The sequence below is a fragment of the Paraburkholderia sp. A3BS-1L genome, from assembly GCF_051125215.1.
GTDB lineage: Bacteria > Pseudomonadota > Gammaproteobacteria > Burkholderiales > Burkholderiaceae > Paraburkholderia.
In genome coordinates, this window is record NZ_CP120443.1 from 2,108,979 (window position 1) to 2,134,367 (window position 25,389).

At 67.4% G+C, this 25,389-nt stretch carries 17 protein-coding genes; 8 read left to right on the forward strand and 9 right to left on the reverse strand.

Annotated features, from left to right (window positions below; all coding sequences use genetic code 11):
- Positions 1 to 98: 98 nt before the first annotated feature.
- Entirely contained in the window at positions 99 to 1,313 is a 1,215-nt protein-coding gene (locus tag P5W99_RS24830) for an extracellular catalytic domain type 1 short-chain-length polyhydroxyalkanoate depolymerase (RefSeq protein ID WP_434663575.1), read from the reverse strand.
- 275 nt (positions 1,314 to 1,588) lie between these two features.
- Between P5W99_RS24830 and P5W99_RS24835 the strand changes: the two genes are divergently transcribed.
- Complete coding sequence (locus P5W99_RS24835; protein ID WP_421025972.1) at positions 1,589 to 2,299, forward strand: phosphatase PAP2 family protein; 711 nt, start codon at positions 1,589 to 1,591, stop codon at positions 2,297 to 2,299.
- Between the two features lie 62 nt (positions 2,300 to 2,361).
- Here the strand turns inward: P5W99_RS24835 and P5W99_RS24840 are convergent, their stop codons facing one another.
- Positions 2,362 to 3,306 (reverse strand): TOBE domain-containing protein, encoded by a 945-nt coding sequence (locus P5W99_RS24840; protein ID WP_434663578.1) that lies wholly within the window; start codon positions 3,304 to 3,306, stop codon positions 2,362 to 2,364.
- Positions 3,307 to 3,389: 83 nt separating this feature from the next.
- Positions 3,390 to 4,991 (reverse strand): CHAD domain-containing protein, encoded by a 1,602-nt coding sequence (locus P5W99_RS24845; protein WP_421025974.1) that lies wholly within the window; start codon positions 4,989 to 4,991, stop codon positions 3,390 to 3,392.
- 289 nt (positions 4,992 to 5,280) lie between these two features.
- Between P5W99_RS24845 and P5W99_RS24850 the strand changes: the two genes are divergently transcribed.
- On the forward strand, positions 5,281 to 5,499 hold the full coding sequence (locus P5W99_RS24850; protein WP_421025975.1) for a YdcH family protein: 219 nt from the start codon (positions 5,281 to 5,283) through the stop codon (positions 5,497 to 5,499).
- Positions 5,500 to 5,621: 122 nt separating this feature from the next.
- Positions 5,622 to 6,740 (forward strand): polyphosphate kinase 2, encoded by a 1,119-nt coding sequence (ppk2, locus tag P5W99_RS24855; RefSeq protein ID WP_421027034.1) that lies wholly within the window; start codon positions 5,622 to 5,624, stop codon positions 6,738 to 6,740.
- Positions 6,741 to 6,746: 6 nt separating this feature from the next.
- Here ppk2 and P5W99_RS24860 read toward each other — a convergent pair whose 3' ends face one another.
- The gene (locus tag P5W99_RS24860; protein ID WP_421025976.1) at positions 6,747 to 7,130 is read right to left on the reverse strand and encodes a tautomerase family protein; all 384 of its coding nucleotides are present in this window, start codon (positions 7,128 to 7,130) and stop codon (positions 6,747 to 6,749) included.
- Positions 7,131 to 7,247: 117 nt separating this feature from the next.
- Between P5W99_RS24860 and P5W99_RS24865 the strand changes: the two genes are divergently transcribed.
- Positions 7,248 to 8,111 carry a LysR family transcriptional regulator gene (locus P5W99_RS24865; RefSeq protein ID WP_421025977.1) on the forward strand — a complete coding sequence of 288 codons (864 nt, stop codon included), beginning with the start codon at positions 7,248 to 7,250 and terminating at the stop codon, positions 8,109 to 8,111.
- Between the two features lie 41 nt (positions 8,112 to 8,152).
- On the opposite strand, the gene P5W99_RS24870 is transcribed toward P5W99_RS24865, so the two are convergent.
- From P5W99_RS24870 to P5W99_RS24890, 5 genes are all read right to left on the reverse strand, one after another.
- Entirely contained in the window at positions 8,153 to 8,632 is a 480-nt protein-coding gene (locus tag P5W99_RS24870; protein ID WP_421025978.1) for a hypothetical protein, read from the reverse strand.
- Positions 8,633 to 8,764: 132 nt separating this feature from the next.
- Entirely contained in the window at positions 8,765 to 9,508 is a 744-nt protein-coding gene (locus tag P5W99_RS24875; protein WP_421025979.1) for a metallophosphoesterase, read from the reverse strand.
- Positions 9,509 to 9,590: 82 nt separating this feature from the next.
- Positions 9,591 to 11,012, reverse strand: a complete 1,422-nt coding sequence (locus P5W99_RS24880) for a c-type cytochrome (RefSeq protein WP_421027035.1) — start codon at positions 11,010 to 11,012, stop codon at positions 9,591 to 9,593.
- A 17-nt stretch (positions 11,013 to 11,029) separates the two neighbouring features.
- On the reverse strand, positions 11,030 to 12,634 hold the full coding sequence (locus tag P5W99_RS24885; RefSeq protein WP_434663585.1) for a GMC family oxidoreductase: 1,605 nt from the start codon (positions 12,632 to 12,634) through the stop codon (positions 11,030 to 11,032).
- 16 nt (positions 12,635 to 12,650) lie between these two features.
- Positions 12,651 to 13,337, reverse strand: a complete 687-nt coding sequence (locus P5W99_RS24890) for a sugar dehydrogenase complex small subunit (RefSeq protein ID WP_421025981.1) — start codon at positions 13,335 to 13,337, stop codon at positions 12,651 to 12,653.
- Between the two features lie 482 nt (positions 13,338 to 13,819).
- Here P5W99_RS24890 and P5W99_RS24895 point away from each other — a divergent pair, with 482 nt between their 5' ends.
- From P5W99_RS24895 to glgX, 4 genes are all read left to right on the forward strand, one after another.
- Entirely contained in the window at positions 13,820 to 17,356 is a 3,537-nt protein-coding gene (locus P5W99_RS24895; RefSeq protein ID WP_434663588.1) for a maltotransferase domain-containing protein, read from the forward strand.
- Positions 17,353 to 20,829 carry a maltose alpha-D-glucosyltransferase gene (treS, locus tag P5W99_RS24900; RefSeq protein ID WP_421025983.1) on the forward strand — a complete coding sequence of 1,159 codons (3,477 nt, stop codon included), beginning with the start codon at positions 17,353 to 17,355 and terminating at the stop codon, positions 20,827 to 20,829. The genes P5W99_RS24895 and treS overlap by 4 nt, the downstream gene beginning before the upstream one ends.
- Complete coding sequence (gene glgB, locus P5W99_RS24905) at positions 20,822 to 23,044, forward strand: 1,4-alpha-glucan branching protein GlgB (RefSeq protein ID WP_421025984.1); 2,223 nt, start codon at positions 20,822 to 20,824, stop codon at positions 23,042 to 23,044. The genes treS and glgB overlap by 8 nt, the downstream gene beginning before the upstream one ends.
- 78 nt (positions 23,045 to 23,122) lie before the next feature.
- Positions 23,123 to 25,381, forward strand: coding sequence for a glycogen debranching protein GlgX (gene glgX, locus P5W99_RS24910; RefSeq protein WP_434663591.1), 2,259 nt, complete (start codon positions 23,123 to 23,125; stop codon positions 25,379 to 25,381).
- The last annotated feature ends 8 nt before the right edge of the window (positions 25,382 to 25,389 follow it).

Genomic DNA, 25,389 nt, shown 5'->3' on the forward strand with positions numbered 1-25,389 from the left:
GCTCCGGTAAGCGGGCGCATGCCCTCGGAATGAATGAAACCATTATAGGGTAAACCCTTATTAAGGTAAACCCCTAGTCATGCTCCGCCGAGGCGCGCTCAGCCCGCGCCCACAGCCAGTTCGCCGCCCAAAGCGTCGTCGACCGCTTCGCGCTGCTGATTTTCGAAGAATTCCCAAATCATCGCGCTGGCGTCCGGCCCAATCGCGGAGTGGAACGGCACGGCATCGTCGCCGCCGCTCCATGCATGATCCAGCGCGCTCACGCGGCACAGGCGCACCACGCTCCTGCCGTCACGCGCGTAATTCCGAACCGCATAGCCGTCGCTGTCGTGCTCGTGCGAAACCACACCCCGGCGCACGCCCTGGGCATCGGCGAGGCCGTTCAGACGCAGAAACTGCGTCTCGAGCTGCTCCGCGTTGACCGGCGCGACCACCGCATCGGCGTCGCCCTGCATGATGAGCGCCGGCATGCCGGGATGCGCGCGGCCCGCCAATGCGCGCTCGACAAGCGCCACCGCGTCATGATGCAGACCGCGCCGCATGACGTCGAGCGCCGCAACCCCCGAGTGCGCCTCGCCAAATGCCGGCCCCGAATGAAGCGCAACCGCCGCGAAGCGGCCCGGCGCATGCACCGCCAGCATCGAGGCCAAGCCCGCGCCCGCCGAAAGTCCGGCCAGATAAATGCGCGACCGGTCGAAACCGTGCTCCTGCACGAGCGTGTCGACGAGCGAAACGATCGCCGCAGCCTCACCGCCGCCCGCTGGCCGGCGGGCGTCGTACCAGTGCCAGCACTGGTGCGGATGCGCCTGCGTCGATTGCTCCGGGTAGGCCACCGCAAAGCCGTGCTTGTCCGCGAGCAGGTTCATGCGGGTGCCTTCGGCGAACGAATCCATCGTTTGCTTGCAGCCATGCAGCATCACGACCAGCGGCATGTCGGTAGTAGACCAGCCTGGCGGCATGTAGAGCCCATAGGCGAGGGCGCGCGATGCGCCCGGCGCCAGATGCTCGGCGCGCAGCCATTCGCCTGCCGCCCAGGCGGCGGCGCGCGGCCCCACACGCGACTCGCGCACTGGCGGACCGCTGCGCGCGGCGGGCGTCCGCACATCTTGCGCCTCATGCACTTCGCTAGCGGCAGGCGCGGCTGCAGTGGCCGCGGCAGCCTGCGCAACGGCGGTCTTGGCGTTCCGCCACAGGGCCTGCGCTTCGGGAGGGCGGCGGCCGGCCTCGCGCAGGGCCAGATGAGCAACGCGATTCTGGATGGAGAGCAGACGCTGCATGCCACCCGCCCATAGCTTCGTCAGATTTTTCGTCATCAGGGGCCTCGTGAAAGGGGGTCGAATACACCGGGACACGGGCCACGGCGCTGTTCATTGTGCGACGCACAATAACATCAATCATCGAGCGCTGCTGTTACGAGATCTGGTTCCTGTAACGAATTTCAACCGGGCCGGCCGCGTATGGCGCATCGCATTAATCGGCCCCGAACACCGCTATACTGGAAGATCCGACGATGCTCCTGCCGCCCCATCGGGGCGCCCGGGCGCCAATCAAACGATGCTTTTGGAACGCGCCCCAGCGGCGCCAAGTCATGCCTGATTTACCGCTCCACCTCTGGTATTCGATCACCAACCTCGGCAGCGCGGGCCTCACACTGCCACTCGCGCTCGCCATCGCGTTATGGCTCGTGACGGGCTATTCCTGGCGCATGGCAGCAAGCTGGCTGCTGCTGCTTGGCGCGGCAATTTGTCTCGTCACGCTCACCAAAATCGCCTTTCTCGGCTGGGGCGTCGGCGTGCGGTCTTACGATTTCACGGGTCTGAGCGGACATGCCATGCTGTCCACGGCCGTCTATCCGGTGGCGTTTTTCCTGATGCTGCAAGGCGTGCGGCCTGCAGCCCGCGCCGCAGGCGTCGTCATCGGGCTGGCCATCGGCATCGCAGTCGGATGCTCGCGCGTCGTGCTCGAGGCCCATTCGCCGTCGGAAGCCGTCACGGGCTGCATCGTGGGCGCACTCACGGCGCTCGTGTTCGTGCGCTACTGGTGGGAAGCGCAATCGGGCCGGCTATCGGCGGCCGTGGTCGCACTCAGCCTCGCGGCGCTCACTTTTGGCTTGCACGACGTGCGCGTGCCCACCCACCGTTGGGTAACGAATCTCGCGCTCACTGTTTCGGGGCACGATCAACCCTATATCCGCGCCAAGTGGAAGGCCAACCGGCCGGTGCGCAAGCCGGGCACGATCACCGCGCCGGTTTCGCAAACCCGCAACACGCTCGCGCCCACGCGCCGCCAGCACGCTTGAACACCGCGCGTTCCGGGCACAGCGATGCCGCTTGCGGCCGCCCGCGGGGCTGAACATGTTGGTCAGCCGCCTACCCCAAGCAGCACGCTCGACGCCTTGAACACCGCCGTCGTGCTCGCGCCCGCTTCGAGGCCGAGCGCATCGACGCTCGCATCCGTCACCACGGCCGCAATCACCGTGCCGCCGGGCAACTCCAGCACGACCTCCGCATTGACCTCGCCGCGGCGCACGCTGCTCACCACGCCGCTCAAGCGGTTGCGCGCCGAAAGCCGCGCCGCGCAATCGGATGAATGTCCCGACGCCAGCGCCCCGCCCGCCACCAGCACGACTGACGAGGCCTTGACGAGCGCCACCACCGCCCTGCCCACCGCGAGCCCCAGCGCCTCGGCGCTTTCGCGCGTGACGACTGCAACAAGCTGCTGTCCGCCCGGCAGCGCGATCGAGACTTCGTCGTTGACGGCCCCGCGCGCCAGCGCCGTGATGGTGCCGTAGAGCTGATTGCGCGCGCTCGTGCGCAGCGCAAAGCGTCCGAGCACGGCGAGATCGTTGCCGAGGCTGCCCGCCGTGTCCGCGTCGGCTTCCCCGTGCGCTTCGCCGCCAAGGGCGCGTACCGCCAGGGCGGCGTGCGCGAGAAAATGCCGATGCTCGCGCTCGATCGCGCCGAACGTGGCGATGAGGCGTTGCGCGCGCGGCGTGAGCGTGGTCCCGCCGCCGCCCTTGCCGCCCGTCGCGCGCACCACGAGCGGTTCGCCAGCTAGATTGTTCATGGCGTCGATGGCATCCCATGCGCCCTTGTAGCTCATGCCGACCGCCTTGGCGGCGCCGGTGATCGAGCCGGTTTCGCGAATCGCCGCCAACAGTGCAATGCGGGCCGCGCCGCCCAGCACCTGCGGGCCGGCCTGAAACCAGACCGAGCCGCCCACGCCCAGTGCGGCCGCTTCCGCGCCGGCGCTTTGATCGGCAACGGCCACGCCGCGCGGGGAAGAAGTCGAGGGAAGAGTCGTCATTGGGCAGTGCCTGGACCGATTGCAAACGATGACGACGATTATAGAGACGGGGACGCGCGAAATACGCCGCGTTCGAGCTCGATTCAAACGGCGCGCGTGATCTTCGGCGGATGCAATTCGCGCAGGAGCCGTTCGCCCTCTTTCGCCGTATAACGCTTCATCGCCTCGCACCATCCGCGTGCGAAACCGAGCTGATAGGGTTCTGCATCCATGCGCTCGAGATAGCGCAATGCCACGGCGGCATCGTTGCCGTCGCCCAGCACGCCCTGAAGGCGCGTGAGCGTGCGCACCGTGTCCTCGCGCGTGCGGCGCGAGGCGATAGAGGTGAAAAACTCGAGCGTGTAACGCAGGTGCTTCGCGTTGATCCGCACACGATGGCGGCCCGCATCGTCGATGGCGGTGAGCTTTTGCGCCTGCGCAAGCTGCTGATAGTAGCGGCGCACACGTTTGTTAGCATGCCGATGCAAGGCGCGAGCGTCGGCGGCGTCGGCGCGCGACCTGCGTGCGAGCGCCTCCAGCCACTGCAGCCATGCGAGCGCGACGTGCGCATAGCGCGGCGCCGCCAGGGCCTCGCGCAACCGCGCACGCGCCACGAGCCGCTGCGCCTCTGCCTCGTCGAGCACGGCGCGCCAGCGCGCGGGCTCGTCGTCGGCGGCGGCGAGCGCGGGCAGCGTGGCTTCGACGAACACATCGCGGTCGCGCGCCTCGCCAAGCAGCCCGCCAAGCCAGTCGAGCTCGGGCTTGATGCGCTCACACCACGTCTCATCCTGACAATGCGAAAAGATCCGCATCGCGGTGCGCAGGCGCCGCTGCGCCACCCGCATCTGATGAATGAACTCGGTGCTCACTGCATTGGCCCTGCTCGTCGAATCGCGCACGCCCCAGTCGTTACCGAACCAGTGCGCGCTGATGTTGGCGCCGATTGCCACCAGCGCCTCAGCGGCGGTGCACGCGCCGCCCAGATCGACCGGCTCCGCGCGCACCGCACAAGCGGTGCCGGCCATACTGCCGGCCGCCGCGCGTTCGAGCGCATCGCTCAGGCGTACAAACGCGGGGAGCGCCCCGGCCAGTTCGTACGCGCAGGCGAACAACGCATCGACGAGCGGCGCGGCGTCTTCGCCCCCGGTCCACGGCACGCTCACGCGCAGTTCGTGCAGGCCTGCGAGCGCATCCTGCGGCGCGCCAGCATCGGCATCGAGCACGATCTCCACATCGACGCCATCGCGCGGCCAGTGCCAGCGGCTGCGCAGCGCCGACAGCGACGCCGACGGTTCGAGCGGCCCGGCTGCCGCGAGCACCTCGCGAAATGGCTCGGGTGCGGCATCGACGAGAGCGGCATCAAGACCGTTGGTGTCGAGGCACGCCGTGAATATCGGTTCGACAACGACGATGCCCGGCGTCCAGGAGCGCCGGCTGGAAACGACGACACAATGCGCGCCGCCGCACGTCTCGACGCCGACGCGCCAGCCCGCCCGCGCAAGCGCGCCGGCCCCGTCGAACATGACGGTCGCAACCGGCTCGCCAGCCTCGGTTTGAGGCACGAGCTGCGGCACGAGTTGCGGCAAAACCGCACGCATGGCCGCCGCGAAATCGGATGGAGTCTGCCCGGGCGGGACAACGGCCTCGGTCGAGGCTTGCGGCGTGACGCTCACGACATCCAGCACGATTTCCAGTACGCGGTTCATGAACGCTCCGAGGGGGTCGGTGGGGCGGCACAAAGCGGTGAAAACGGCAAAGAGTTGGGGTGAGATCAATCTGAAACAGCGCTGGCAATAATGAGCCCGCTGCACTCGATAGTACACGCCCGATCGCACCGGCGCTCTCGGGAGCAGCCCGATATGAGCCAGCCCGACAGGGGCCTGCCCGCACCCACTTGGTCCGAATGACCACGATCAAAACCGTAGCCTGGCGGAAGTGGAAAAATGAACGCTTACACATCGGCCCGGTGTGTCGTACTTCTGTAAGGAGTGTTGAGTGTTCCCAGAATTCAGAGACCTGATCTCGCGCCTCAAAACGGACGACGATCATTTCGCACGGCTTTTCCATCGCCACAACGCACTGGATCAGCAAATCAAGAACATGGAAGCGGGCATCGTCCCCGCGAACGGCATGGCCATCGAGCAACTCAAGAAAGAGAAGTTGCAGCTCAAGGATTCGCTCTACCAGATCCTGCGCAAGGCCGAAAGCGTCTAAGCATCGGCGCCAACGCCGGAACGTGCCGCATGGCGCTGCGCGCGATGCGGCGCCGTGGCACCCCTCAGCCACGGCACAGCCGCCGTAGCAAATAAGTAGCGAAAACCACTCCCATGCCCAAGATGGTCACTCCCCCTGCCTCCCCGAGTCCCTCGCCCGACACTCAAACCCCGCCTCGCGAGCACGACACGTCCGCCTATCAGACCGAGCTCACCGCGCGCAGCGCCGAGTTGCACGCCGTCAACGACGCTGTCGAAGCAGCCTCCGAAGTCATTGCGGAGGCGATGCATGACCTCGTCGCCGCCAGCGGCGCGGCGCCGGGCGAATCACCCGCTTCGCTGTTCGATTCGGTCGCCGCGCTCATGAAAGGCCTGTCACCCGATGAAGCCGCGCAATTGCGCAGCCTCATCCTCGAAGGCAATCCGTCGGACTGGCGCAAGACGCGCCCACGCCATCCCGACGAAGAGCTCGCGCCGGGCTGGCGCGACGGCGAGTATCCCTACCGCAACCTGATGTCGCGGCGGGCGTACGAGCGGCAGAAGTACCGGCTGCAGGTCGAGTTGTTGAAGCTTCAGGCGTGGGTGCGCGAGACCGGGCAGCGGGTGGTCATCGTCTTCGAGGGGCGCGACGCCGCGGGCAAGGGCGGCACGATCAAGCGCTTCATGGAGCACCTGAACCCGCGCGGCGCGCGCGTCGTGGCGCTGGAGAAGCCCACCGAGGTCGAGCGCGGCCAGTGGTACTTCCAGCGTTATGTGCAGCACTTGCCTTCGGCGGGCGAGATCGTGCTGTTCGATCGCTCCTGGTACAACCGCGCAGGCGTCGAGCGCGTCATGGGCTTTTGCTCGCCCGAGGAGTACGCGGAATTCATGCAGCAGGCACCGGAGTTCGAGCGCCAGTTGATCCGCAGCGGCATCCACCTCATCAAATTCTGGTTCTCGGTGAGCTGCGCCGAGCAGCGCCGGCGCTTCAAGGAGCGCAGCGCGCATCCACTCAAACAGTGGAAGCTGAGCCCTGTCGACCTCGCCTCGCTCGACAAATGGGACGAATACACGCAGGCCAAAGAGGCGATGTTTTCCCAGACCGACACCGCCGACGCCCCCTGGACCGTGGTGCGCTCCGATTGCAAGAAGCGCGCACGACTGAACGCCATGCGCTACGTTCTGCACAAGCTGCCTTATGCGCGCCGCGATACGGCCGCGATCGGACCGATCGACCCGCTGCTGGTGAGCCGCGCGCTTTGAGCGGGTTCAAGTCGCGTACTGGGCGATTCCATTGCCGAACGACCAGTTCTCGCGCGCGACATCCACGAGATTGACGAACACATCCTCGCGCCGCACGCCCGGGTCGCGCGCGAGGTTTTCGGCGATCTGCGCGAATAGCGCCTTCTTCTGATCCTGCCCGCGCGTATTGCTCACGGCGATCTGGATGATCACGAGATCGTCGCTGCGTTCGATGCCCAGGTAGTGCCGTCCAAAGACGAAATTGTTGGCATCGTGTTCAGTGACGATCATGAACTGATCGTCCTCCGGCGCATTGAACACTTCCATGAGCGCGAGGTGCACGCCCTGCATGAGCGCCTTTCGATAGGCCGCGGGCTTGCCCGCGCGTACGGCGATTCGGGTGAACGGCATGTCGAGCTCCTTCAGCGTAGTTGGATGACCCGTGATTGATGGGCCATGACAACAGCTTAGGCCGGTCGTATCATAATGAAAATATATCGCTGAATATTTTATTTATTTTCATTTGAAATGAAAACCCTCGATCTCGATGCCGTGCGCGCGTTCGTCCTGGTCGCCGAACTGCACAGCTTCACGCGCGCCGCCGATGCGCTCGATACCACCCAATCCGCCGTGAGCCTCAAGCTCAAGCGGCTCGAAGCCCATCTCGGCCGGCAATTGCTCGAGCGCACGCCGCGCGTCGTGCGGCTCTCGCCGGATGGACGCGCATTTCTCGGTGCGGCGCGCGAGTTGCTCGGCGCGCATGAGCGCGCGCTCGGCACGCTCGCGGGCGACTCGCGACGTCTCTCGCTGGGGTTGAGCGAGCATGTCGCCGACGCGCAGCTCCCCCGCCAACTCGCGCTCCTGCGCGATCACGATCCGGGCCTCGTGATCGCGCTGCATCTCGGGCTTTCAGCGCAGTTGCTCGCGCAGTTCGACGAGCGCCGGCTCGACGCCGTGATCGTGCGCCAGGAAGCCGGCTATGAAGCCGACGCGGCGTCGCGCGGCAACGCACGCCCGCTCTTCGACGAGCCGCTGGTCTGGCTCGCCGCGCCCGAATGGCGCTGGGAGCCGGGCACGCCGCTGCCGCTCGCCCTGCTCGCGGGACCGTGCGCGGTCCGTGCGGCAGCGATCGGCGCACTCGATGCGGCTGGCATCGCATGGCAGGAGGTGTTCGTGGGCGGCGGCGTGGCAGCAGTGGGCGCCGCGCTGGAGGCAGGGCTTGCCGTATCCGCGCTCGCACGGCGCGTAGCGCCGCGAGGGCTCGTCGACGTTGGCGCGAGGCACGCGCTGCCGCCATTGCCGGCCTCGCGGGTGACGCTGCATTCGCGCGTGCGCGAGCCGCGGTCGGCAGCAACGCTGCAGTTGCTTGCCTCGAGCCTTGGCGCTGCTTGAAGGGTGCTGCGGGGGAATGAAAGCCGGGATGGCTGCGTGAATCAGCTCAAGATCGGCGGAAGTTCGTGCGGCTGCGGAATCGCGCGCCGCGACTGGGCTGAGCGCATATCGACCATCAGCTTGTGATTCGACGCCGGATGCGCCACGGCAGGCTTGGCCGGCGTGGCCGATCTGGACGGATGCGCGCGAGCGCTATTCGCCTGTTGCGAGGCCCCCGACGCACGGTGCGCCGCCGACTTAGTCGGGGTTTTGCCGTGACGCTGGGCATGGGCTGCCTTCGCGGTCTTCGTTGGCTTCCTGGAATTCCCGGATCGTGCCGCGTGTGATGCACTTGCGGCACCCTTCGCGTGCTTCGCGCCATGCTGCGCCCCGGTCTCGGCCTGCTTCCCCGCCTTCGCGGCCTGCCCGCGCGCCGTCGTGCCGCCGCCCGGTCTGCCGTGCTGCGTCACCGCCGGCGCGACGGCCCATGCCATCGACGTCGATATCCACCATGCCGCGACCATCACCGCCACTGCCCGCACGCCGCCCCCTCTCTCGAATAACCGTTCCGGTCCCGCCGGATCGGCTCGCGATTATATCGAACCAAAATTGGTAAAAATCCGGCACGAAAAGAGAACGGAAAGCGAGAACGGAAAGCCGTCAGCGGACAGCCCTCAAGGCAGCGCCATCGCGGCCGCGCCCATCGCGCGCGCCGCCTGCACGGAGATCGACCAGCGCCTGGACGTGAGCGCCTCGACCATCGTGAGACGCCCCTCGGGAATGAACGCCCCGGTGTCGATGAACATCTGCGAGCCAATCTGGCGCAGCTCGCGCATGGGCGTGTGCCCGCAATAGGTCAGCGAAAGCGCGGCATGCGCGGGTGGTGGATGCATGGCCGTATTCAGCGCCAGCTCGCGCCCCCACAGCATGCGCTCGCGCACTTCGGCATCGAACTGGCCGGCGTCGAGTGCGGCGTCGTCGCCGAAGAATTCCGCGTGCAGCACGTTAAAGCGCGTCGCGCCCTCGCCCACCACGCGCACGAGCGGCAGCTCGCGCAACCGCCGCGCGTGCGCGGCCAGCACGTGGTCGGGCAGCCCCTGCGCCCAGCCCCCGCCGATGCCGTACCAGCGGAACCGCGCGAGCCGTCCTTGCGCGACCGCGCACAACATGTCTTCGTGATTGCCGAGCACGGCGTGGAACCAGGGCTTGTCGAGCAGCGAGAGCGCTTCCTCGCACTGATCGCCGCGATCGACGAGATCGCCCACCGAAAACAGGCGGTCGCGCGTGCCGTCGAATCCGACTTGGTGGAGCAGATAACGCAAGGCATCCACGCAGCCGTGCAGGTCGCCGATCACGAAATCGCGACCGGCCGCATTGGCAGCGTGATGCTGGACGACAGGAGCAAGAGTGGGGGTCATCGCTTCATCATAGCGCTGCGTGTCCGCAGCGTATGCGGGCCAATGATCGTTTCGCGAGCGGTTTTCGCACAGCCGCCGCGCGTCATTGCGGTTGCGCGCGCAGCGCCGCCACCTCGTCCGGCGTGATGCTCGCCCGAGGGTCGCCGAACTGCCTCGTCACGTAGTTCGCAATCGCCGCGACCTGGTCGTTGCTCAGCGCGTCGCCGAATGCCGGCATCAGCACGTCGGCGCCCCGGGTCTGGCGTCGCACGCCGTGCAGGATCGTCATCGTCAGGTTGCTCGGGCTCGGCGCGCCCGTCACGCTGTTGTGGATGAGCGATGGATAGGCGAGCGGCGCGCTCGCGCCCACGCCCGCGCCGGTCCAGTTGTGGCAGCTCGCGCAGTTCGCCACGAATAGCTGCGCCCCGTTCACGCTCGTGATGGTGGCGCCACGCAGTGCGGTGACGTCGTCGTTGGCGGGCTTGCCGAACGAATCGCGCGAGCGCGTCACGCCGCCCGCTACCGGCCGTTGCCCGCGCAAATAAGCGGTGATCGAGCGCTGGTCCTCGGCGCTCAGGTACTGCGTGGAGTTCTGCACGACCTCGGCCATCGGCCCGGCGGCGTTCGCGTGGCCGGCGGCCACGCCGGTGACGAGATAGCTCACGAGCGCCTCGTCGCTCCAACCGCCGATGCCGGCCGCGCGGTCCGGCGTGATGTTGTACGCCTGCCAGCCCGCCTGCGTCGCGCCCGAGAGGCGCTCGCCCGTTTTCAGGCCCTGCATGAAATTGCGCGGCGTGTGGCACTCCTCGCAATGCGCGAGCCCTTCGACCAGATAAGCGCCCCGGTTGTATTCGGCGCTCTTTTTCGGATCGGGCACGAAGCGGCCTTCGTCGAAATTGAACAGATTCCAGAACACCAGCAGCCAGCGCTGGTTGAACGGGAACCCCAGCTCGTTGGCGGGCGGCTTGTAACGGATCGGCGCGAGCGTGTTCAGGTACGCGCGGATCGCGAGCACATCCTGCTCCGTCAGGCGCGTGAACTCCACGTAGGGAAACGCGGGATAGAGGCGCTCACCGGCCTTGCCAACGCCCTCGTGCATCGCGCGCATGAAATCGGAGTCGGTCCATTGGCCGATGCCGGTATCGGGATCGGGCGTGATGTTGGGCGTGTAGAGCTTGCCGAACGGCGTGCTGATCGCGCGGCCGCCCGCGAAGGGCCGGCTCGCGTCGGCGGTGTGGCACGCGGCACAGTCGCCCATACGGGCGAGGTACTCGCCGCGCTTGACGAGCTCCGGGCGCGCCGCGGCGTCGTCGGGGGCCGCCGGGCCTTCGCCGCGCGCGGTCGGCAGCAGCATTTCGTCGACGCCGCGTGTCTCGCCGTCATGCGCGGCGTGCCACGCCATGTAAAGCGCAAACCCGCAGAACAGCATCGCCGCCAGCGTGGCGCGCGCACGTTGGGCGCGATGAGCACGATCGGCGCGCGGAGTGTGATGGGGGCGATCGGCGGGAGGCTTGCTTGCGTTCATCGTCGGTCTCTGTCGCCTCACAGCTCGCGGCGCAGCTTGTCGGCCAGCTTGAGCGCCAGCGCGGCAATGGTCAGCGTGCAGTTCACCGAGGCAGCCGTCGGCATCACCGCACTGCCGGCGACGAACAGGTTCGAATGGTCGTGCGTGCGGCTGTCGGCATCGACCACCGAATCGGCCGGGTTCGTGCCCATGATCGTCGTGCCCATGATGTGATTGTTGGGCGCGAAAGTGTCGTCGAAGGCGATCTCCGTGCCACCGAAAAGCTCGGCGATCTTCGCGTAGAGATCGTGCGTGTTGGCGGCGCTCTTCTTCACGTAGTCGTTGATCGAGTAATGGATCTCGGGCTGCGGGATGCCAAGCGCATCCTTGTGCTCACTCGATGGCAGCACGCGGTTTTGCGGCTCGGGCAAATGCTCGTGGAAGCTGTTGATGGTCAGCGTGCGCGCGGCGCGGTCACGGATCTCACGATCGAGCTCCGCGCCCGTCAAGCCGTTCTTGATGAGCGCGGCAGTCACGGCCGGCGTGGACACGCCGTTCGAGAGATGCAGCTTCTTGGCGGCGTACTCGGAACGGAATGCGCCGTCGCGGAAGTTCACCACCGAGGTCATCTCCATCGGCCCGCGCCCCGGCCACAGCGGCTCGTTGGCGAGGAACGTGACGCCTGTGCCCGGATGATCCATGAGGTTGCGGCCCACCTGGTCCGAGCGATTGCCGATGCCGTGCGCGAACGCGTCGCTCGTGGACATCAGCATGAGCTTGGGCGTCTCGATGCCGTTGGCGGCCAGCACGAAAAGCTTGCCCGTCACGCGCGTGCTGTTGCCGTGCGGGTCCTTGTAGTGCACGGCCGTGACGAGGCCTTTGTTGTCGGCCTCGATGCGATACACCACCGCCTCGGCGATGAGCTGGGCGCCCGCGCGTTCGGCCTTGTCGGCGTGGACGATGCCGCCGTACATCGCCGCAATCGGGCAGATCGGCATGCAATTGTTGTTGCCGCAGCAAGTCGGGCGCGCATCGTAAGGACGGCTGTTGCGCGCCACCGGCTCGGGCACCACGTGAAAGCCGTTCGCATTGAGCACGTCGCTGAAGCGCTGATCCATGTACGAGAGCGGCAGCATGTCCATCGGATAGGGCTTCGCGCGCGGCGAGCCGAGGTCGTGCCGCGCCGGGTCCGGGCCCGAGACGCCCAACTCGATTTCGGCGGCCAGATACCAGGGCTCGAGCGTCTCGTACGGATACGGCCAGTCGCGGCCCACGCCGTACTGCGTCTTCAGGCGGAAGTCGGCGGGCAAGAGACGCCAGGCCGCCGCCGCCCAGTGCCACGTGGTGCCGCCCACGAGCCGCAAGTATTGCGAGTTGTAGGGATGGTCGCCCTTCTGCACGAGGTAGTCGTTGGGCGGCGAGTACTGCGGATGCGGCGCATAAGGCATCGAAGGATACGGCGTCGCGAAGTCGGCTTTGGCCGGCGAGTTGCGGAAGTTCTCGACGATCTGCCAGCGCGCTAGACGCGGCCCCGCTTCGAGCAGGATCACCGATGCGCCCGCTTGCGCCATCTGGTACGCAACCAGACTGCCCGCCACACCGGAGCCGACCACGACCACGTCGGCAGAATGCTTGATCGCCATTGTCGTCCCTCGTTGCCTACGGCCTGGCCGATGCGGAGGACAGCGCTGCCACCGTGGCGGCCGGCATGTCAGCGGGTTTCGTTGTCCAGTAGAACGGCACGTCGCGGCAATACGACGGGATCGTCAGCACGTCGCTGACCGGATCGAACATCAAGGCTTTCTCGTAGGCCACCACCTGCACCTTCGGCATGTCGCCCACGAGCCCGAGATACCACGCGCGCACGATGTCGCCGACGGTCGCCGCAAGCTCTGGCCGATCGATCCTGAGCGCGGCCGTGACGGTGTCCGAGGGCACGCCGCCGTGCCCCTTGATCCACGTGTTGAGCGCGCCGACGTTCTGCTCGAACGTGCTGCTCGCGCGCGCAAGCGCAGCGTGAATGCGCTGGCCGAGCACGGCGTCGAAGCGCGTGCGGCCGGTAAGGGACTGAGAGAGTGCGATGAAGGCCTGGTAGCCGCTGTCCGCGGGCATACCGGCAGCGGGCACACCGGCATCGGGCGCGCTGGCTGAACCGGCCGCCGCTGCATCGGCAATACCGAAGGCATACTGCGCGCCACGCCGGCCGGCCAGCGCGAAAGCGAGCGTCGCGGCGGCAGCGCACGCGCCGGTCACGAACCGGCGCCGGCCAGGGCGTGCGATGCGCCGATCGCGCGATGCACGAGCATGGGGCAAATGAACGGTCCCGTTCTGCGTCACATCGGTCATGGATACTCCAGACGAAGGGTCTATCCCGCGCGAGCGGGGCTACACACTTGCCGCCAATGCCGGCGACGATGCATACGGGAAAAGTTTGCAATCTTGTCCAAACATGCGCGTACCGGACCGATCCACGCATGAAAGGTACGGATGACGCGCTGCGCCTGCAATATAGCGTTTCCTGACCCGGTTCGACAAACCGTGCGTTGCGATGCCCGGCATAACACGCGGCCGACGAGCCTGCGTGGTGGCGGCCAACCGGTCGAGCGGCGGCCTCGGGCATACGCCTTGCTGGATCTCCCCCGTGCCTGGTTCCGGCGGATTTCTGTCTGGCTCCTGTTTGGTTCCGGCCGGCTCTTGCACTACTCTGAACAGGGCGTGCCGCTCGCATGGCTTGTGCGGTTCGCTCCGGCAGCCCACGGGCAACGTGATCGCATCCGGTGTTACATCGGCTTTGCATCCACGTCGCCCGACGAATCTGGATAAGACCGATGGAAGCTCCCCACGCCTATGCGCCGCGGATCTATTTCGTTCATTCCGTCCTGGTCGGAGCGCTCGACGCGTGGCCCGCGCAATTCGCGCACGCCGCCTCGCTAGGCTTCGACCATGTTCTGATCGGCGCCTTGTTCGCGCCGGGCGTCGCAACGTCGGGCGCCACGGGCGATGACCGCATCGTCGCCGACCATACCCGCTTGCATCCCGCCTTCGGCACGCACGAGCGCATGGACGAGACGCTGCGCCTGCTCGCGTCCACCGCGCGCTCGCGCGGCATCACGCTGCTCGCGGACCTCACGCTCGACCGCACCGCTGCCCATGGCGCGCTCCACACCGCGCATCCCGAATGGTTCCATCCGTTCGAGCCCGAAGACGCGCGGCTCGATCCGCGCCATGGCCATCGCGACGCCAACGTCGCCTATGCCGACTTCGCGCGCGCGGGTGCGCCGCTCGCGGTGTGGTGGGCGCAACTCGCGAGTCGTCTCGCCGATGCAGGCATCGGCGGTTTTCGCATCGATTCGCCGCATCGGGTGCCGGCCAACGTGCTGCGCGCGATCTTCGACGCGGTGCGCGCGAGCCATCCGCAAACACACTGGCTCGCGGCCACGCCAGGCCTCGCGCGCGACGAACTCGCGCAACTCGAGCATGCCGGCTTCGACGCCGCGTTCACGTCGCTGCGCTGGTGGGATTTCTCGTCGAGCTGGCTCGCCGAGGAGCACGCGGTCATGCGGCGCGTGGGCTCGCCCATCGCGTTTCCCGAGGCACCGTATGGCCCGCGCCTCATTCATGAGCTGCGCGACCGGGAAGGCGGCGCGGCGTTGGACATGCGCACCGTCGAGCGCGCCTGCAGCCGCATGCTGCGCGCGGCGGCCTCGCTCGGCACGGGCTGGCTCGTGCCGATGGGCTTCGAATACGGCATCGACGATGCGATCCGCCACGACACGCAAACGCTGGACGCGCACGCATGGGAAGCCGCGAAAAAGCGCGCGCCGTTCGACCTCAGCGCCGATATCGCGCATGCCAACGCATTGCAGCGCGAAACCTGGACGCTCCAGACCAACGGCGAACTGCGTGCGCTCAACGGCCCCGGCGCGCCCGTGGCCGCGCTGCTGCGCGGCGACCACGCCGATCTGCGCGAGTCCGGCGAAGCGCTGCTCACGCTCGTCAATCCTTCGCTCGATGCGCCCGTGCGCGTGAACATGGCGCATCTGCTCGACGGCGTGCCCGGCAACTTCACGCGTTTCACGCCGCTCGACGCGCAGACGCTGCGCGGCGCGCGCACGAGCGCGCCTCACGACGCGAGCGCCGTGCCCGAAACCTTCGCACTGCCCGCGGGCGCTTGCTGGATGTTCGGCGCGCTCGCGAGCCCGATGGTCACGCTCGCGCCGCCCGAGGATCTCGCGAAGTCGCCCACGAGCGGCCACAGGAGCGTGCTCGAAGCGATCGCCGCGCCGCGCCTCGCCATCGAGAGCGTGCAGCCCTCGGTCGATCATGGCCGCTTCGTCGCGAAGCGCGTGGTGGGCGAGCGCTGCGAAGTGCGCGCGGCGATCTTCGCCGAAGGCCACGACCGCATCGACGCCGCCGTCCTCTGGCGCGCCGCCGACGAAACCGCGTGGCACGAAGCCCCGATGACGCCGCTGCCGCCCGCCGGCACCGATCTATGGAGCGGCCACTTTCCGCTCGAACGCGTGGGCCGCTACGAATTCGTCGTGATCGCGTGGCGCGACGATTTCGCCTCGCTCGCCGATCATCTGCAGAAAAAGCGTGCGGCCCATCAGCCCGTGGATCTCGAGCTCGAAGAAGCGAGCCGCCTGCTCGCACTCGTGCTCGCGACGGCGCGAACCTCGGGCGAGAACGAACCAGGCGGCCTCGCGCATGCGCACGATGCTCTCGATGCGCTCGTGAAGCGCTTTATCAGCGCCGACACGGATACGCGTTGCGCGATGCTCGCCGCGCCCGCCACGGCCGCCGCCGTGCGCGCGGCCCGTCATCGCCCGTTCCTCGCGCGCGACGCCCAGGTGCAACGCGTGGACGCCGAACGTGGCGCCGCGCGCTACGCAAGCTGGTACGAGATCTTTCCGCGCTCGATGAGCGACGACGAAACGCGCCACGGCACCTTCGACGACGTGATCGCCAAGATGCCGCGCATCCGCGAGATGGGTTTCGACGTGCTGTACTTCCCGCCCATTCATCCGATCGGGCTCGCGAACCGCAAGGGCCGCAACAACGCGCTCACCGCGCAGCCCGGCGACGTGGGCAGCCCCTACGCGATCGGCGCGGCCGAAGGCGGCCACACCGCCGTGCATCCGCAGCTCGGCACGCTCGACGACTTCCGCCGCATGGTAAGCGCCGCGCATCGGAACGGCCTCGAAATCGCGCTCGATTTCGCGATCCAGTGCTCGCCCGATCATCCGTGGCTCAAGGCGCATCCGGGCTGGTTCGCGTGGCGGCCCGACGGCACGCTGCGCTACGCGGAAAATCCGCCAAAGAAGTACCAGGACATCGTGAACCCCGAGTTCTACGCGCACGATGCGAAGCCCGACCTCTGGCTCGCGCTGCGCGATGCGATCCTGTTCTGGGTGAACCACGGCGTGCGCAACTTCCGCGTGGACAATCCGCATACCAAGCCGCTGCCGTTCTGGGAATGGATGATCGCCGACGTGCGCGCGCGGCATCCCGACGTGATCTTTCTCTCCGAAGCCTTCACGCGCCCGCGCCTGATGTATCGGCTCGCCAAGATCGGCTTTTCGCAGTCGTACACGTACTTCACGTGGCGCGAGTCCCGGCGCGATTTCATCGACTACCTCACCGAGCTCACACAGACGGCGGTGCGCGACTTCTACCGGCCCAACTTCTTCGTCAACACGCCCGACATCAATCCGCGCTATCTGCAAAGCGGCGCGCGTTCGAGCCATCTGATCCGCGCGGCGCTGGCCTCGCTGCTCTCGGGCCTGTGGGGCGTCTATAGCGGCTTCGAACTCTGCGAGGCGCGCGCATTGCCCAACAGCGAAGAATATCTGGACTCCGAAAAGTACCAGCTGCGCGCCTGGGACTGGGACCGGCCCGGCAACATCGTGCCGGAGATCACCGCGCTCAACCGCATCCGCCGCGCAAATCCCGCGCTGCAGACGCATCTGGGCATCACGTTCCTGCCCGCGCGCAACGAAGCCATGCTGTGCTTCGAGAAAGCCACGCCCGCGCGCGATAACGTGGTCGTGGTGGCGATCAACCTCGACCCCCACGCCGAGCAAGGCGCCGACTTCGAGCTTTCGTGGTCGACCTTCCAGCACTGGCAGATCGACGATCGGGCGCGCCTTGCCGTGGTCGACGAAATCACGGGCGAGCGCTTCGAATGGCAAGGCCGCTGGCAGCATGTGCGGCTCGATCCGCACGCGCGGCCGTTCGCGATCTGGCGCATCGCGCCCATCGACGGACTGCCGCGCGAAACCCCAACCCTGGAGACGGCAGACGAGCCGCATATCGAAGGTCACCCCGAACTGGACCAGGACTTCCCGCCCGGAGGAGCGACATGAAACGCGATCCCGCCTCCCACGAGACGCCGCCGCACGCAGAAGCGCCGCTCACGCATGACCCGACCGCCACCGAGGCCGACGCTCATGCGGAGCACGAGCGCCATGGCACGCAAAAGCGCGGCAAACCCTCGCAGCTTTCCGACGATCCGCTCTGGTACAAGGACGCGATCATCTACCAGGTGCATGTGAAGTCGTTCTACGACTCGAACAACGACGGCGTAGGCGACTTCCCGGGCTTGCTCGCGAAGCTCGACTACATCGCGGGCCTGGGCGTGACGGCGATCTGGCTGCTGCCGTTCTATCCTTCGCCGCGCCGCGACGATGGCTATGACATCGCCGACTACCGCAACGTGCACCCCGACTACGGCCAGCTCGCCGACGTGCGCCGCTTCATTCAGGAAGCGCACGCGCGCGGCATCCGCGTGATTACCGAGCTCGTCATCAATCACACCTCGGACCAGCACCCGTGGTTCCAGCGCGCGCGGCGCGCGAAGCCCGGCTCGAACCACCGCAACTACTACGTGTGGTCGGACACCGATCAGAAGTACCAGGGAACCCGCATCATCTTCATCGACACCGAGCCGTCGAACTGGACCCACGACCCCGTCGCGGGCGCCTACTACTGGCACCGCTTCTACTCGCACCAGCCCGACCTCAATTTCGACAACCCGGCCGTGCTGCGCGAAGTGCTGCACGTGATGCGCTTCTGGCTCGACATGGGCATCGACGGGCTGCGCCTCGATGCGGTGCCCTACCTCGTCGAGCGCGAAGGCACCAACAACGAGAACCTGCCCGAGACGCACTCGGTCCTCAAGCAGATTCGCGCGACCATCGACGAGCATTACCCGAACCGCATGCTGCTGGCCGAGGCGAACCAGTGGCCCGAGGACGTGCAGGAGTACTTCGGCCAGGAAGACGAATGCCATATGGCGTTCCACTTCCCGCTGATGCCGCGCCTGTATATGGCGATTGCGAGCGAAGACCGCTTCCCGATCATCGACATCATGAAGCAGACCCCGGATCTGCTGCCGAGCTGCCAGTGGGCCGTGTTCCTGCGCAACCACGACGAGCTCACGCTCGAAATGGTTACGGACTCCGAACGGGACTATCTCTGGAACACCTATGCGAGCGACCGGCGCGCGCGCCTGAATCTGGGCATACGGCGGCGCCTCGCGCCGCTCATGGAGCGCGACCGCCGCCGCATCGAGCTCATCAACTCGCTGCTGCTCTCAATGCCGGGCACACCCGTGATCTATTACGGCGATGAGCTCGGCATGGGCGACAACATTCACCTCGGCGACCGCGACGGCGTGCGCACGCCGATGCAGTGGTCGTCCGACCGCAACGGCGGCTTCTCGCGCGCCGACCCCGAGCAACTGGTGCTGCCGCCGCTGATGGGCTCGCTCTATGGCTACGACGCCATCAACGTGGAGGCGCAAACGCGCGACCCGCATTCGCTACTCAACTGGACGCGCCGCATGCTCGCCACGCGCCGCGCGAATCAGGCGTTCGGGCGCGGCTCGATCCGCTTCCTGCGCCCCGCCAATCGCAAGATCCTGGCGTATCTGCGCGAGATGCCGGGCGAGCCCTCGATCCTGTGCGTGGCGAATCTCTCGCGCGCGCCGCAGGCGGTCGAGCTCGATCTCTCCGAATTCGCAGGCGCAGCGCCCGTGGAAATGACCGCCGATTCGGTGTTCCCGCCCGTCGGCCAGCTGCCCTATCTGCTCACGTTCCCGCCCTACGGCTTCCTGTGGTTCCTGCTGTGCCCGGGCGATCAGCGGCCCTCGTGGAGCCAGCCGACTTCCGAGCAGTTGCCTGAATTCGTGACCGTCGTGATTCGCGAAGGCCAGACCGGGGCCACGCCCGAGAACGTGCGCCTGCTCGAATCCGAGGTGCTGCCCTCATGGCTGTCGCGGCGGCGCTGGTTCGCCTCGAAGGACAAGGCGCTGCGCGCCGTGCGGCTCGCCGCGCTCACGACCATTCACGGCGCCGGCTTCGCCTTCACCGAGATCGAGGCCGAACTCGCCGACGGCACGAGCGAGCGCTACGTGCTGCCCATCGCCATCACCTGGGGCGCGGACACCACCACGCCGCTGCATATCCAGCTCGCGCTCTCGCGCGTGCGGCGCGGGCGCACGATCGGCTACCTCACCGACGCGTTCTCGCTGCCATGGTTCGCCCATGGCGTGCTGCGCAAGCTGCGCGAGCACGCAGCCGTGCCCACGGTGCAGGGCAGCACGATCCGCTTCGAGCCCACCGACCGGCTCGACGAGATCGATTTGGGCGAAGCGCCCGAAGTCCGCTGGCTCGCCGCCGAGCAGAGCAACAGCTCGCTGATCGTGGCGGAAACCATCGTGCTCAAGCTCGTGCGCCGCCTGATCGCCGGCGTGCATCCCGAAGCGGAAATGAGCCGTTACCTCACGCAGCACGGCTACGCGAACACCGCGCCGCTCTACGGCGAAGTGGTGCGCGTGGATCCGCAGGGCGTGCCGCATACGCTCGCGATCCTGCAAGGCTATATCGACAACCAGGGCAATGCGTGGGACTGGGCGCTCGATTATCTGCGCCGTACCGTCGACGACCTCGCGCTCGCCGCCGACGACGGCGACACCGGCGACCAGGCGCATGAAGAAGAAGTGATGCAGAACTATGCGTCGGTGATCGGTGCGATCGGCAAGCGTCTGGGCGAGCTGCACGCCATACTCGCCGCGCCGAATGACGACCCGGCTTTCACGCCCGAAGCCGCGACGCGCGAAGACGTGGGCCAGTGGATCGCCGATACGAAAAAGATGCTGGCCGAGGCGCTCGACATCGTCGCGCAGCATACTGGCGAGAAAGTTCACACGCTCGACGACGACGCGCGCGAGCTCGCACGCAGTCTGGTCGAACACCGCGAGCAACTGATGGCGAAGATCGACGAGCTCGTGCCGCTCGACGCGTCGACACTGCGCATCCGCATTCACGGCGATTTCCATCTCGGCCAGGTGCTGATCTCGCAAGGGGACGCCTATTTGATCGACTTCGAAGGCGAGCCCGCGCGCTCGCTCGAATACCGCCGTGCGAAGCAGTGCGCGCTGCGCGACGTCGCGGGCCTGCTGCGCTCGCTCTCGTATGCGGGCGCGGCGGCCCAGTCGACCACCGAAAGCGCCCCGCAGCGGATTGCCGAGCGCAAGCACGCGCTGTTCGAACGTTTTCGCAACCATGCGGCCGAGACGTTCCTGAGCCAGTATCGCGCGGCCGTCTCGCAAGCCCCGCTCGCGCTCGTGAGCGCCACCCACGAGCAGGCGCTGCTCGACCTGTTCCTGATCGAGAAGGCCGCCTACGAAATCCGCTATGAGGCGGCCAACCGGCCCAGCTGGCTCGCGCTGCCGATCCGCGGGCTTGCCGCGATCGCGAACCGCGTGCTCGGCCTCGCGCCCGCGCAAGCGCCAACCCACACGCACCCGCACGCGGGAGGAAGCGGACATGGCTGAACGCAAACCGGACGCCGGCCTGTATCAGCACGACATCGACGCGCTCCTCGCGGGCCGCCACGCCGATCCATTCGCGCTGCTCGGGCTGCACTGGGTCGATGACGCGCCGTACGTGCGTGCATGGCTGCCGAACGCGGCGCAGGTACGCGTGCTCGCGCGCGACCGCGCGCAGACGCTTGCAGAACTCGCGCTCGTGCATCCCGCAGGACTCTTCGCCGGGCCGCTCACGCAGGCTGTGCCGTACCGGCTTGAAATCGACTGGCACGGCGTCACGCAGGAAACAGAGGATCCCTACTCATTCGGCCCGCAGCTTGCGCAAGACGCGCTGCACCGGCTCGCCGACGGCGATCCCTACGCGGTGCTCGAATGCCTCGGCGCACGGCCGCTGACCTGCGAGGACGTGCCCGGCGTGCGCTTCGCGGTATGGGCGCCGAATGCACAGCGCGTTTCCGTGGTGGGCGACTTCGACGCGTGGGACGGACGCCGCCATCCGATGCGGCTGCGCCACGAAGCCGGCGTATGGGAACTGTTCATTCCGCGCTTGGCCGCCGGCGCGCGCTACAAGTACGAGATCCTCGGCGCGCGCGGCGAGGTGCTGCCATTGAAGGCCGATCCGTGCGCGTTCCAGACCGAAGCGCCGCCTGCCACGGCTTCGGTGGTCGCGCCAGTGGACGCGCTCGACGGTTTCGCTTGGCGCGACGGCGAATGGCTGCAAACACGCGCGCAAAAACAAAGCGCGCGCGCGGCCATGTCGATCTATGAAGTGCATGCGCCCTCGTGGCTCCCCACGCATGGCGCAGATGCGCCCACCCCCTCGCCCGACTGGCAGGCGCTCGCGGAGCGCCTGATTCCCTACGCGCAAGGCATGGGCTTCACGCATCTCGAGCTGCTGCCCATCGCCGAGCACCCGTTCGGCGGCTCGTGGGGCTATCAGCCGCTGTCGCAATTCGCGCCCACGGCTCGCCTCGGCTCGCCGCTCGACTTCGCGGCCTTCGTGGATCGCGCGCACGAGGCCGGGCTAGGCGTGATCCTCGACTGGGTGCCCGCACATTTCCCGAACGATGCGCACGGCCTGATCGACTTCGACGGCACCGCGCTCTACGAGCACGCGGACCCACGCGAGGGCTATCACCCCGACTGGAACACGATGATCTACAACCTCGGCCGTCGCGAGGTGAGCGCGTTCCTGATCGCTTCGGGACTCGCGTGGCTGATGCGCTATCACGTCGACGGCCTGCGCGTCGATGCCGTCGCTTCGATGCTCTACCGCGACTATTCTCGCGCGCCCGGCGAATGGGTGCCGAACATCCATGGCGGCCGCGAGAATCTCGAATCGATCGCCTTCCTCAAGCGCCTCAATCACGAAACGCAGTACGTGCCGCAGCGCCCCGGCGTGATCACCATCGCAGAGGAATCGACGGCCTGGCCCGGCGTGACAGCGCGCCCCGAGGACGGCGGCCTCGGCTTCCAGTTCAAATGGAACATGGGCTGGATGCACGACACGCTCCATTACATGCACGAAGATCCGGTGTATCGGCGCTATCGCCATCACGAAATGACCTTTGCTATGGTCTATGCATGGTCCGAGCGCTTCGTGCTGCCGCTCTCGCACGACGAAGTCGTGCACGGCAAGGGGTCGCTGCTCGGCAAGATGCCCGGCGACCGCTGGCAGCGCTTTGCGAACCTGCGCGCGTACGTCGGCTTCATGTGGGCGCACCCGGGCAAGAAGCTGCTGTTCATGGGCGGCGAGTTCGGGCAGATGGCGGAGTTCGACCACGACGGCACGCCGCACTGGGACCTGCTCGACGACCCGCTGCACCGCGGCGTGCAAACGCTGGTGCGCGACCTCAACCGGCTCTACGCAGACGAGCCTGCGCTCCACATGCTCGACGCGGAACCGGGCGGCTTCGAATGGCTCGTCTCCGACGACACCGAAAACAGCGTGCTCGCGTGGCGGCGCGTGGACGGCTCGGGCCGCGAGATCGTGGTGGTCTGCAACTTCACGCCAGTACCGCGCCACGGCTACCGGATCGGCATGCCGCAGCCCGGCGAATGGGAGGAAGCGCTCAACACCGACGCCGGCATCTACGGCGGCTCGAACATGGGCAACGGGGGCCTCGTATGCACGGAGCCCGTGCAAAGTCACGGCAAGCCGCAATCGGCAGCCCTCGTGCTGCCGCCGCTCGGCACGCTGATACTGCGCTTGCGCCGCTAATCCTTTGCACGCGCCGCGGCCGCCACAAGACCATCAGGAATCCGATGCAATACAAGAAACACGAGAAGGAGCATCGACATGGCTAACGGCCTGCCCGAGCCACTGCTGCCCGGCGCGCCCTACCCGCTCGGCGCGACATGGGACGGGCTCGGCACGAACTTCGCGGTGTTCTCGGCGCACGCGTGGCGCATCGAGCTGTGCCTGTTCGACCCGACCGGGCGCAAGGAGCGCACGCGCTACACGCTGCCCGAATGCACCGACGAAGTCTGGCACGGCTATTTGCCGGGCGCCCATCCCGGCACGGTGTATGGATTGCGCGCGCACGGCCCCTATCAGCCGCATCTGGGCCACCGCTTCAATCCGTACAAGCTGCTGCTCGACCCCTACGCGAAGCGGCTGATCGGCCAGTTCCGCTGGTCGGACACGCTGTTTGGCTACCGCGTGCATTCGAACCGCGCCGACCTCTCGTTCGATCGCCGCGACTCGGCGCCCGCCATGCCCAAGGCCGTGGTCAGCCACGACGCGTTCGACTGGTCGCGCGACGTACGGCCAAACACGCCGTGGGGCAAAACCGTGATCTACGAGACCCATTTGCGCGGCATCTCGATGCTGCGTCACGAGCTGCGCTCGCACACGCGCGGCACCTTCGCGGGACTCGCCTCGCCGCGCTTCATCGAGCATCTGCACAAGCTGGGCATCACCGCCGTGGAGCTGCTGCCGATGCAGGCCCTGCTCACCGAGCGCTTTCTGTTCGAGCGCGGCCTGCGCAACTACTGGGGCTACAACCCGGCCGCGTACTTCGCGCCCGAGCCCTCTTATCTCTCGGGCCACGATCCCGACGAAATGCGCATCGCTGTGCGCCAGCTTCACGCGGCCGGCATCGAAGTGATCCTCGACGTGGTCTACAACCACACCTGCGAAGGCAGCGAAGGCGGGCCGACGGTCTCGTGGCGCGGGCTCGACAATGCAAGCTACTACCGCTGCGTGCCGGGCGACGAGCGGCATCTCATCAACGACACAGGCTGCGGCAACACGCTCAACCTCACGCATCCGCGCGTGCTGCAGATGGTGACCGATTCGTTGCGCTACTGGGTCACCTCGTACGGCATCGATGGCTTTCGCTTCGACCTCGGCGTCACGCTCGGGCGCGAAGCGCACGGCTTCGATCCCGCCAGCGGGTTTTTCGACGTGCTGCGCCAGGACCCCGTGCTCTCGCGCGTCAAACTGATCTCCGAGCCGTGGGACGTGGGGCCGGGCGGCTATCAGCTCGGCCATCATCCGCCGGGCTTCGCCGAATGGAACGACCGCTTTCGCGACAGCGTTCGGCGTTACTGGCGCGGCGACCCCGGCCAGCGCGCCGATCTCGCCGCGCGCCTCACCGGTTCCGCCGATCTCTTCGACAAGCGCACGCGCCGCCCCTGGGCGTCGCTCAATTTCGTGACCTCGCACGACGGCTTCACGCTCGCCGATCTCGTCGCACATGAACACAAGCACAACGAAGCAAACGGCGAAGACAACCGCGACGGCCACAACGAGAACTGGAGCGCGAACTGGGGCGCGGAAGGCCCAACCGACGATCCGGCGATTCTCGATACGCGCGCACGCGTCGCGCGCTCGATGCTCGCGACGCTGTTCGTCGCGCTCGGCACGCCCATGCTGCTCGCCGGCGACGAGGCGGGCCGCACGCAGCTCGGCAACAACAATGCCTACTGCCAGGACAACGAGCTGTCCTGGCTCGACTGGACGCTTGCCGCAACGCCGCAAGGCGAAGCGATGAGCGCGTTCGTCGCGCGCGCGATCGCGCTGCGGCGCGACCATCCAGTGCTGCGGCAGACGCATTTCCTGTTCGGCGACCGCGACGTGCTGCCGGACGTGCACGACGTGGACTGGTTCGACGAGCACGGCGCGCCGCTCTCGCCCGAGGCGTGGCAGGACCCCGAGGCGCGCGCGTTCGCGATGCGGCGCGCAGGGCCAGGACTCGACGGCGAAATAGAAGTATTGTTAATGATGCTGAACGCCTCCGCGCAGGCGGTGACGTTCACGGCCGCCGCGCCGCCTTTCGCATGGTCCGTGCTGCTCGACAGCGCGCGCCCCGCAGAACCGCCGCACGCCTTGCCAGGCACGAGCGTGGAAGTCGCCGCGCACACGCTCGTGGTGTTGGGCGCACGGCCTGCGCGTCATGGCGAACCCGGCGCGGCGCAAGACATCGAGGCGCAGGCGAACGGCCAGGAAAGAAGCGCGGCGCAAGGCAGCGAGACGCCGCCGCCCGACCCGCGCCAGCCAGGCGCAGCGCCTGCCGACGAAGACGCAGAAGCAGGCCCAGACGACGACCGCTGAACAGGAAT

Coding starts and splice junctions, on each gene's coding strand:
- P5W99_RS24830 (WP_434663575.1), bottom strand. CDS start 1,313: ATGACGAAAAATCTGACGAAGCTATGGGCGGGTGGCATGCAGCGTCTG.
- treS (WP_421025983.1), top strand. CDS start 17,353: ATGAAACGCGATCCCGCCTCCCACGAGACGCCGCCGCACGCAGAAGCG.
- P5W99_RS24860 (WP_421025976.1), bottom strand. CDS start 7,130: ATGCCGTTCACCCGAATCGCCGTACGCGCGGGCAAGCCCGCGGCCTAT.
- P5W99_RS24840 (WP_434663578.1), bottom strand. CDS start 3,306: ATGACGACTCTTCCCTCGACTTCTTCCCCGCGCGGCGTGGCCGTTGCC.
- P5W99_RS24880 (WP_421027035.1), bottom strand. CDS start 11,012: ATGAACGCAAGCAAGCCTCCCGCCGATCGCCCCCATCACACTCCGCGC.
- glgX (WP_434663591.1), top strand. CDS start 23,123: ATGGCTAACGGCCTGCCCGAGCCACTGCTGCCCGGCGCGCCCTACCCG.
- P5W99_RS24845 (WP_421025974.1), bottom strand. CDS start 4,991: ATGAACCGCGTACTGGAAATCGTGCTGGATGTCGTGAGCGTCACGCCG.
- P5W99_RS24875 (WP_421025979.1), bottom strand. CDS start 9,508: ATGACCCCCACTCTTGCTCCTGTCGTCCAGCATCACGCTGCCAATGCG.
- P5W99_RS24890 (WP_421025981.1), bottom strand. CDS start 13,337: ATGACCGATGTGACGCAGAACGGGACCGTTCATTTGCCCCATGCTCGT.
- P5W99_RS24865 (WP_421025977.1), top strand. CDS start 7,248: ATGAAAACCCTCGATCTCGATGCCGTGCGCGCGTTCGTCCTGGTCGCC.
- ppk2 (WP_421027034.1), top strand. CDS start 5,622: ATGGTCACTCCCCCTGCCTCCCCGAGTCCCTCGCCCGACACTCAAACC.
- P5W99_RS24895 (WP_434663588.1), top strand. CDS start 13,820: ATGGAAGCTCCCCACGCCTATGCGCCGCGGATCTATTTCGTTCATTCC.
- P5W99_RS24885 (WP_434663585.1), bottom strand. CDS start 12,634: ATGGCGATCAAGCATTCTGCCGACGTGGTCGTGGTCGGCTCCGGTGTG.
- P5W99_RS24835 (WP_421025972.1), top strand. CDS start 1,589: ATGCCTGATTTACCGCTCCACCTCTGGTATTCGATCACCAACCTCGGC.
- glgB (WP_421025984.1), top strand. CDS start 20,822: ATGGCTGAACGCAAACCGGACGCCGGCCTGTATCAGCACGACATCGAC.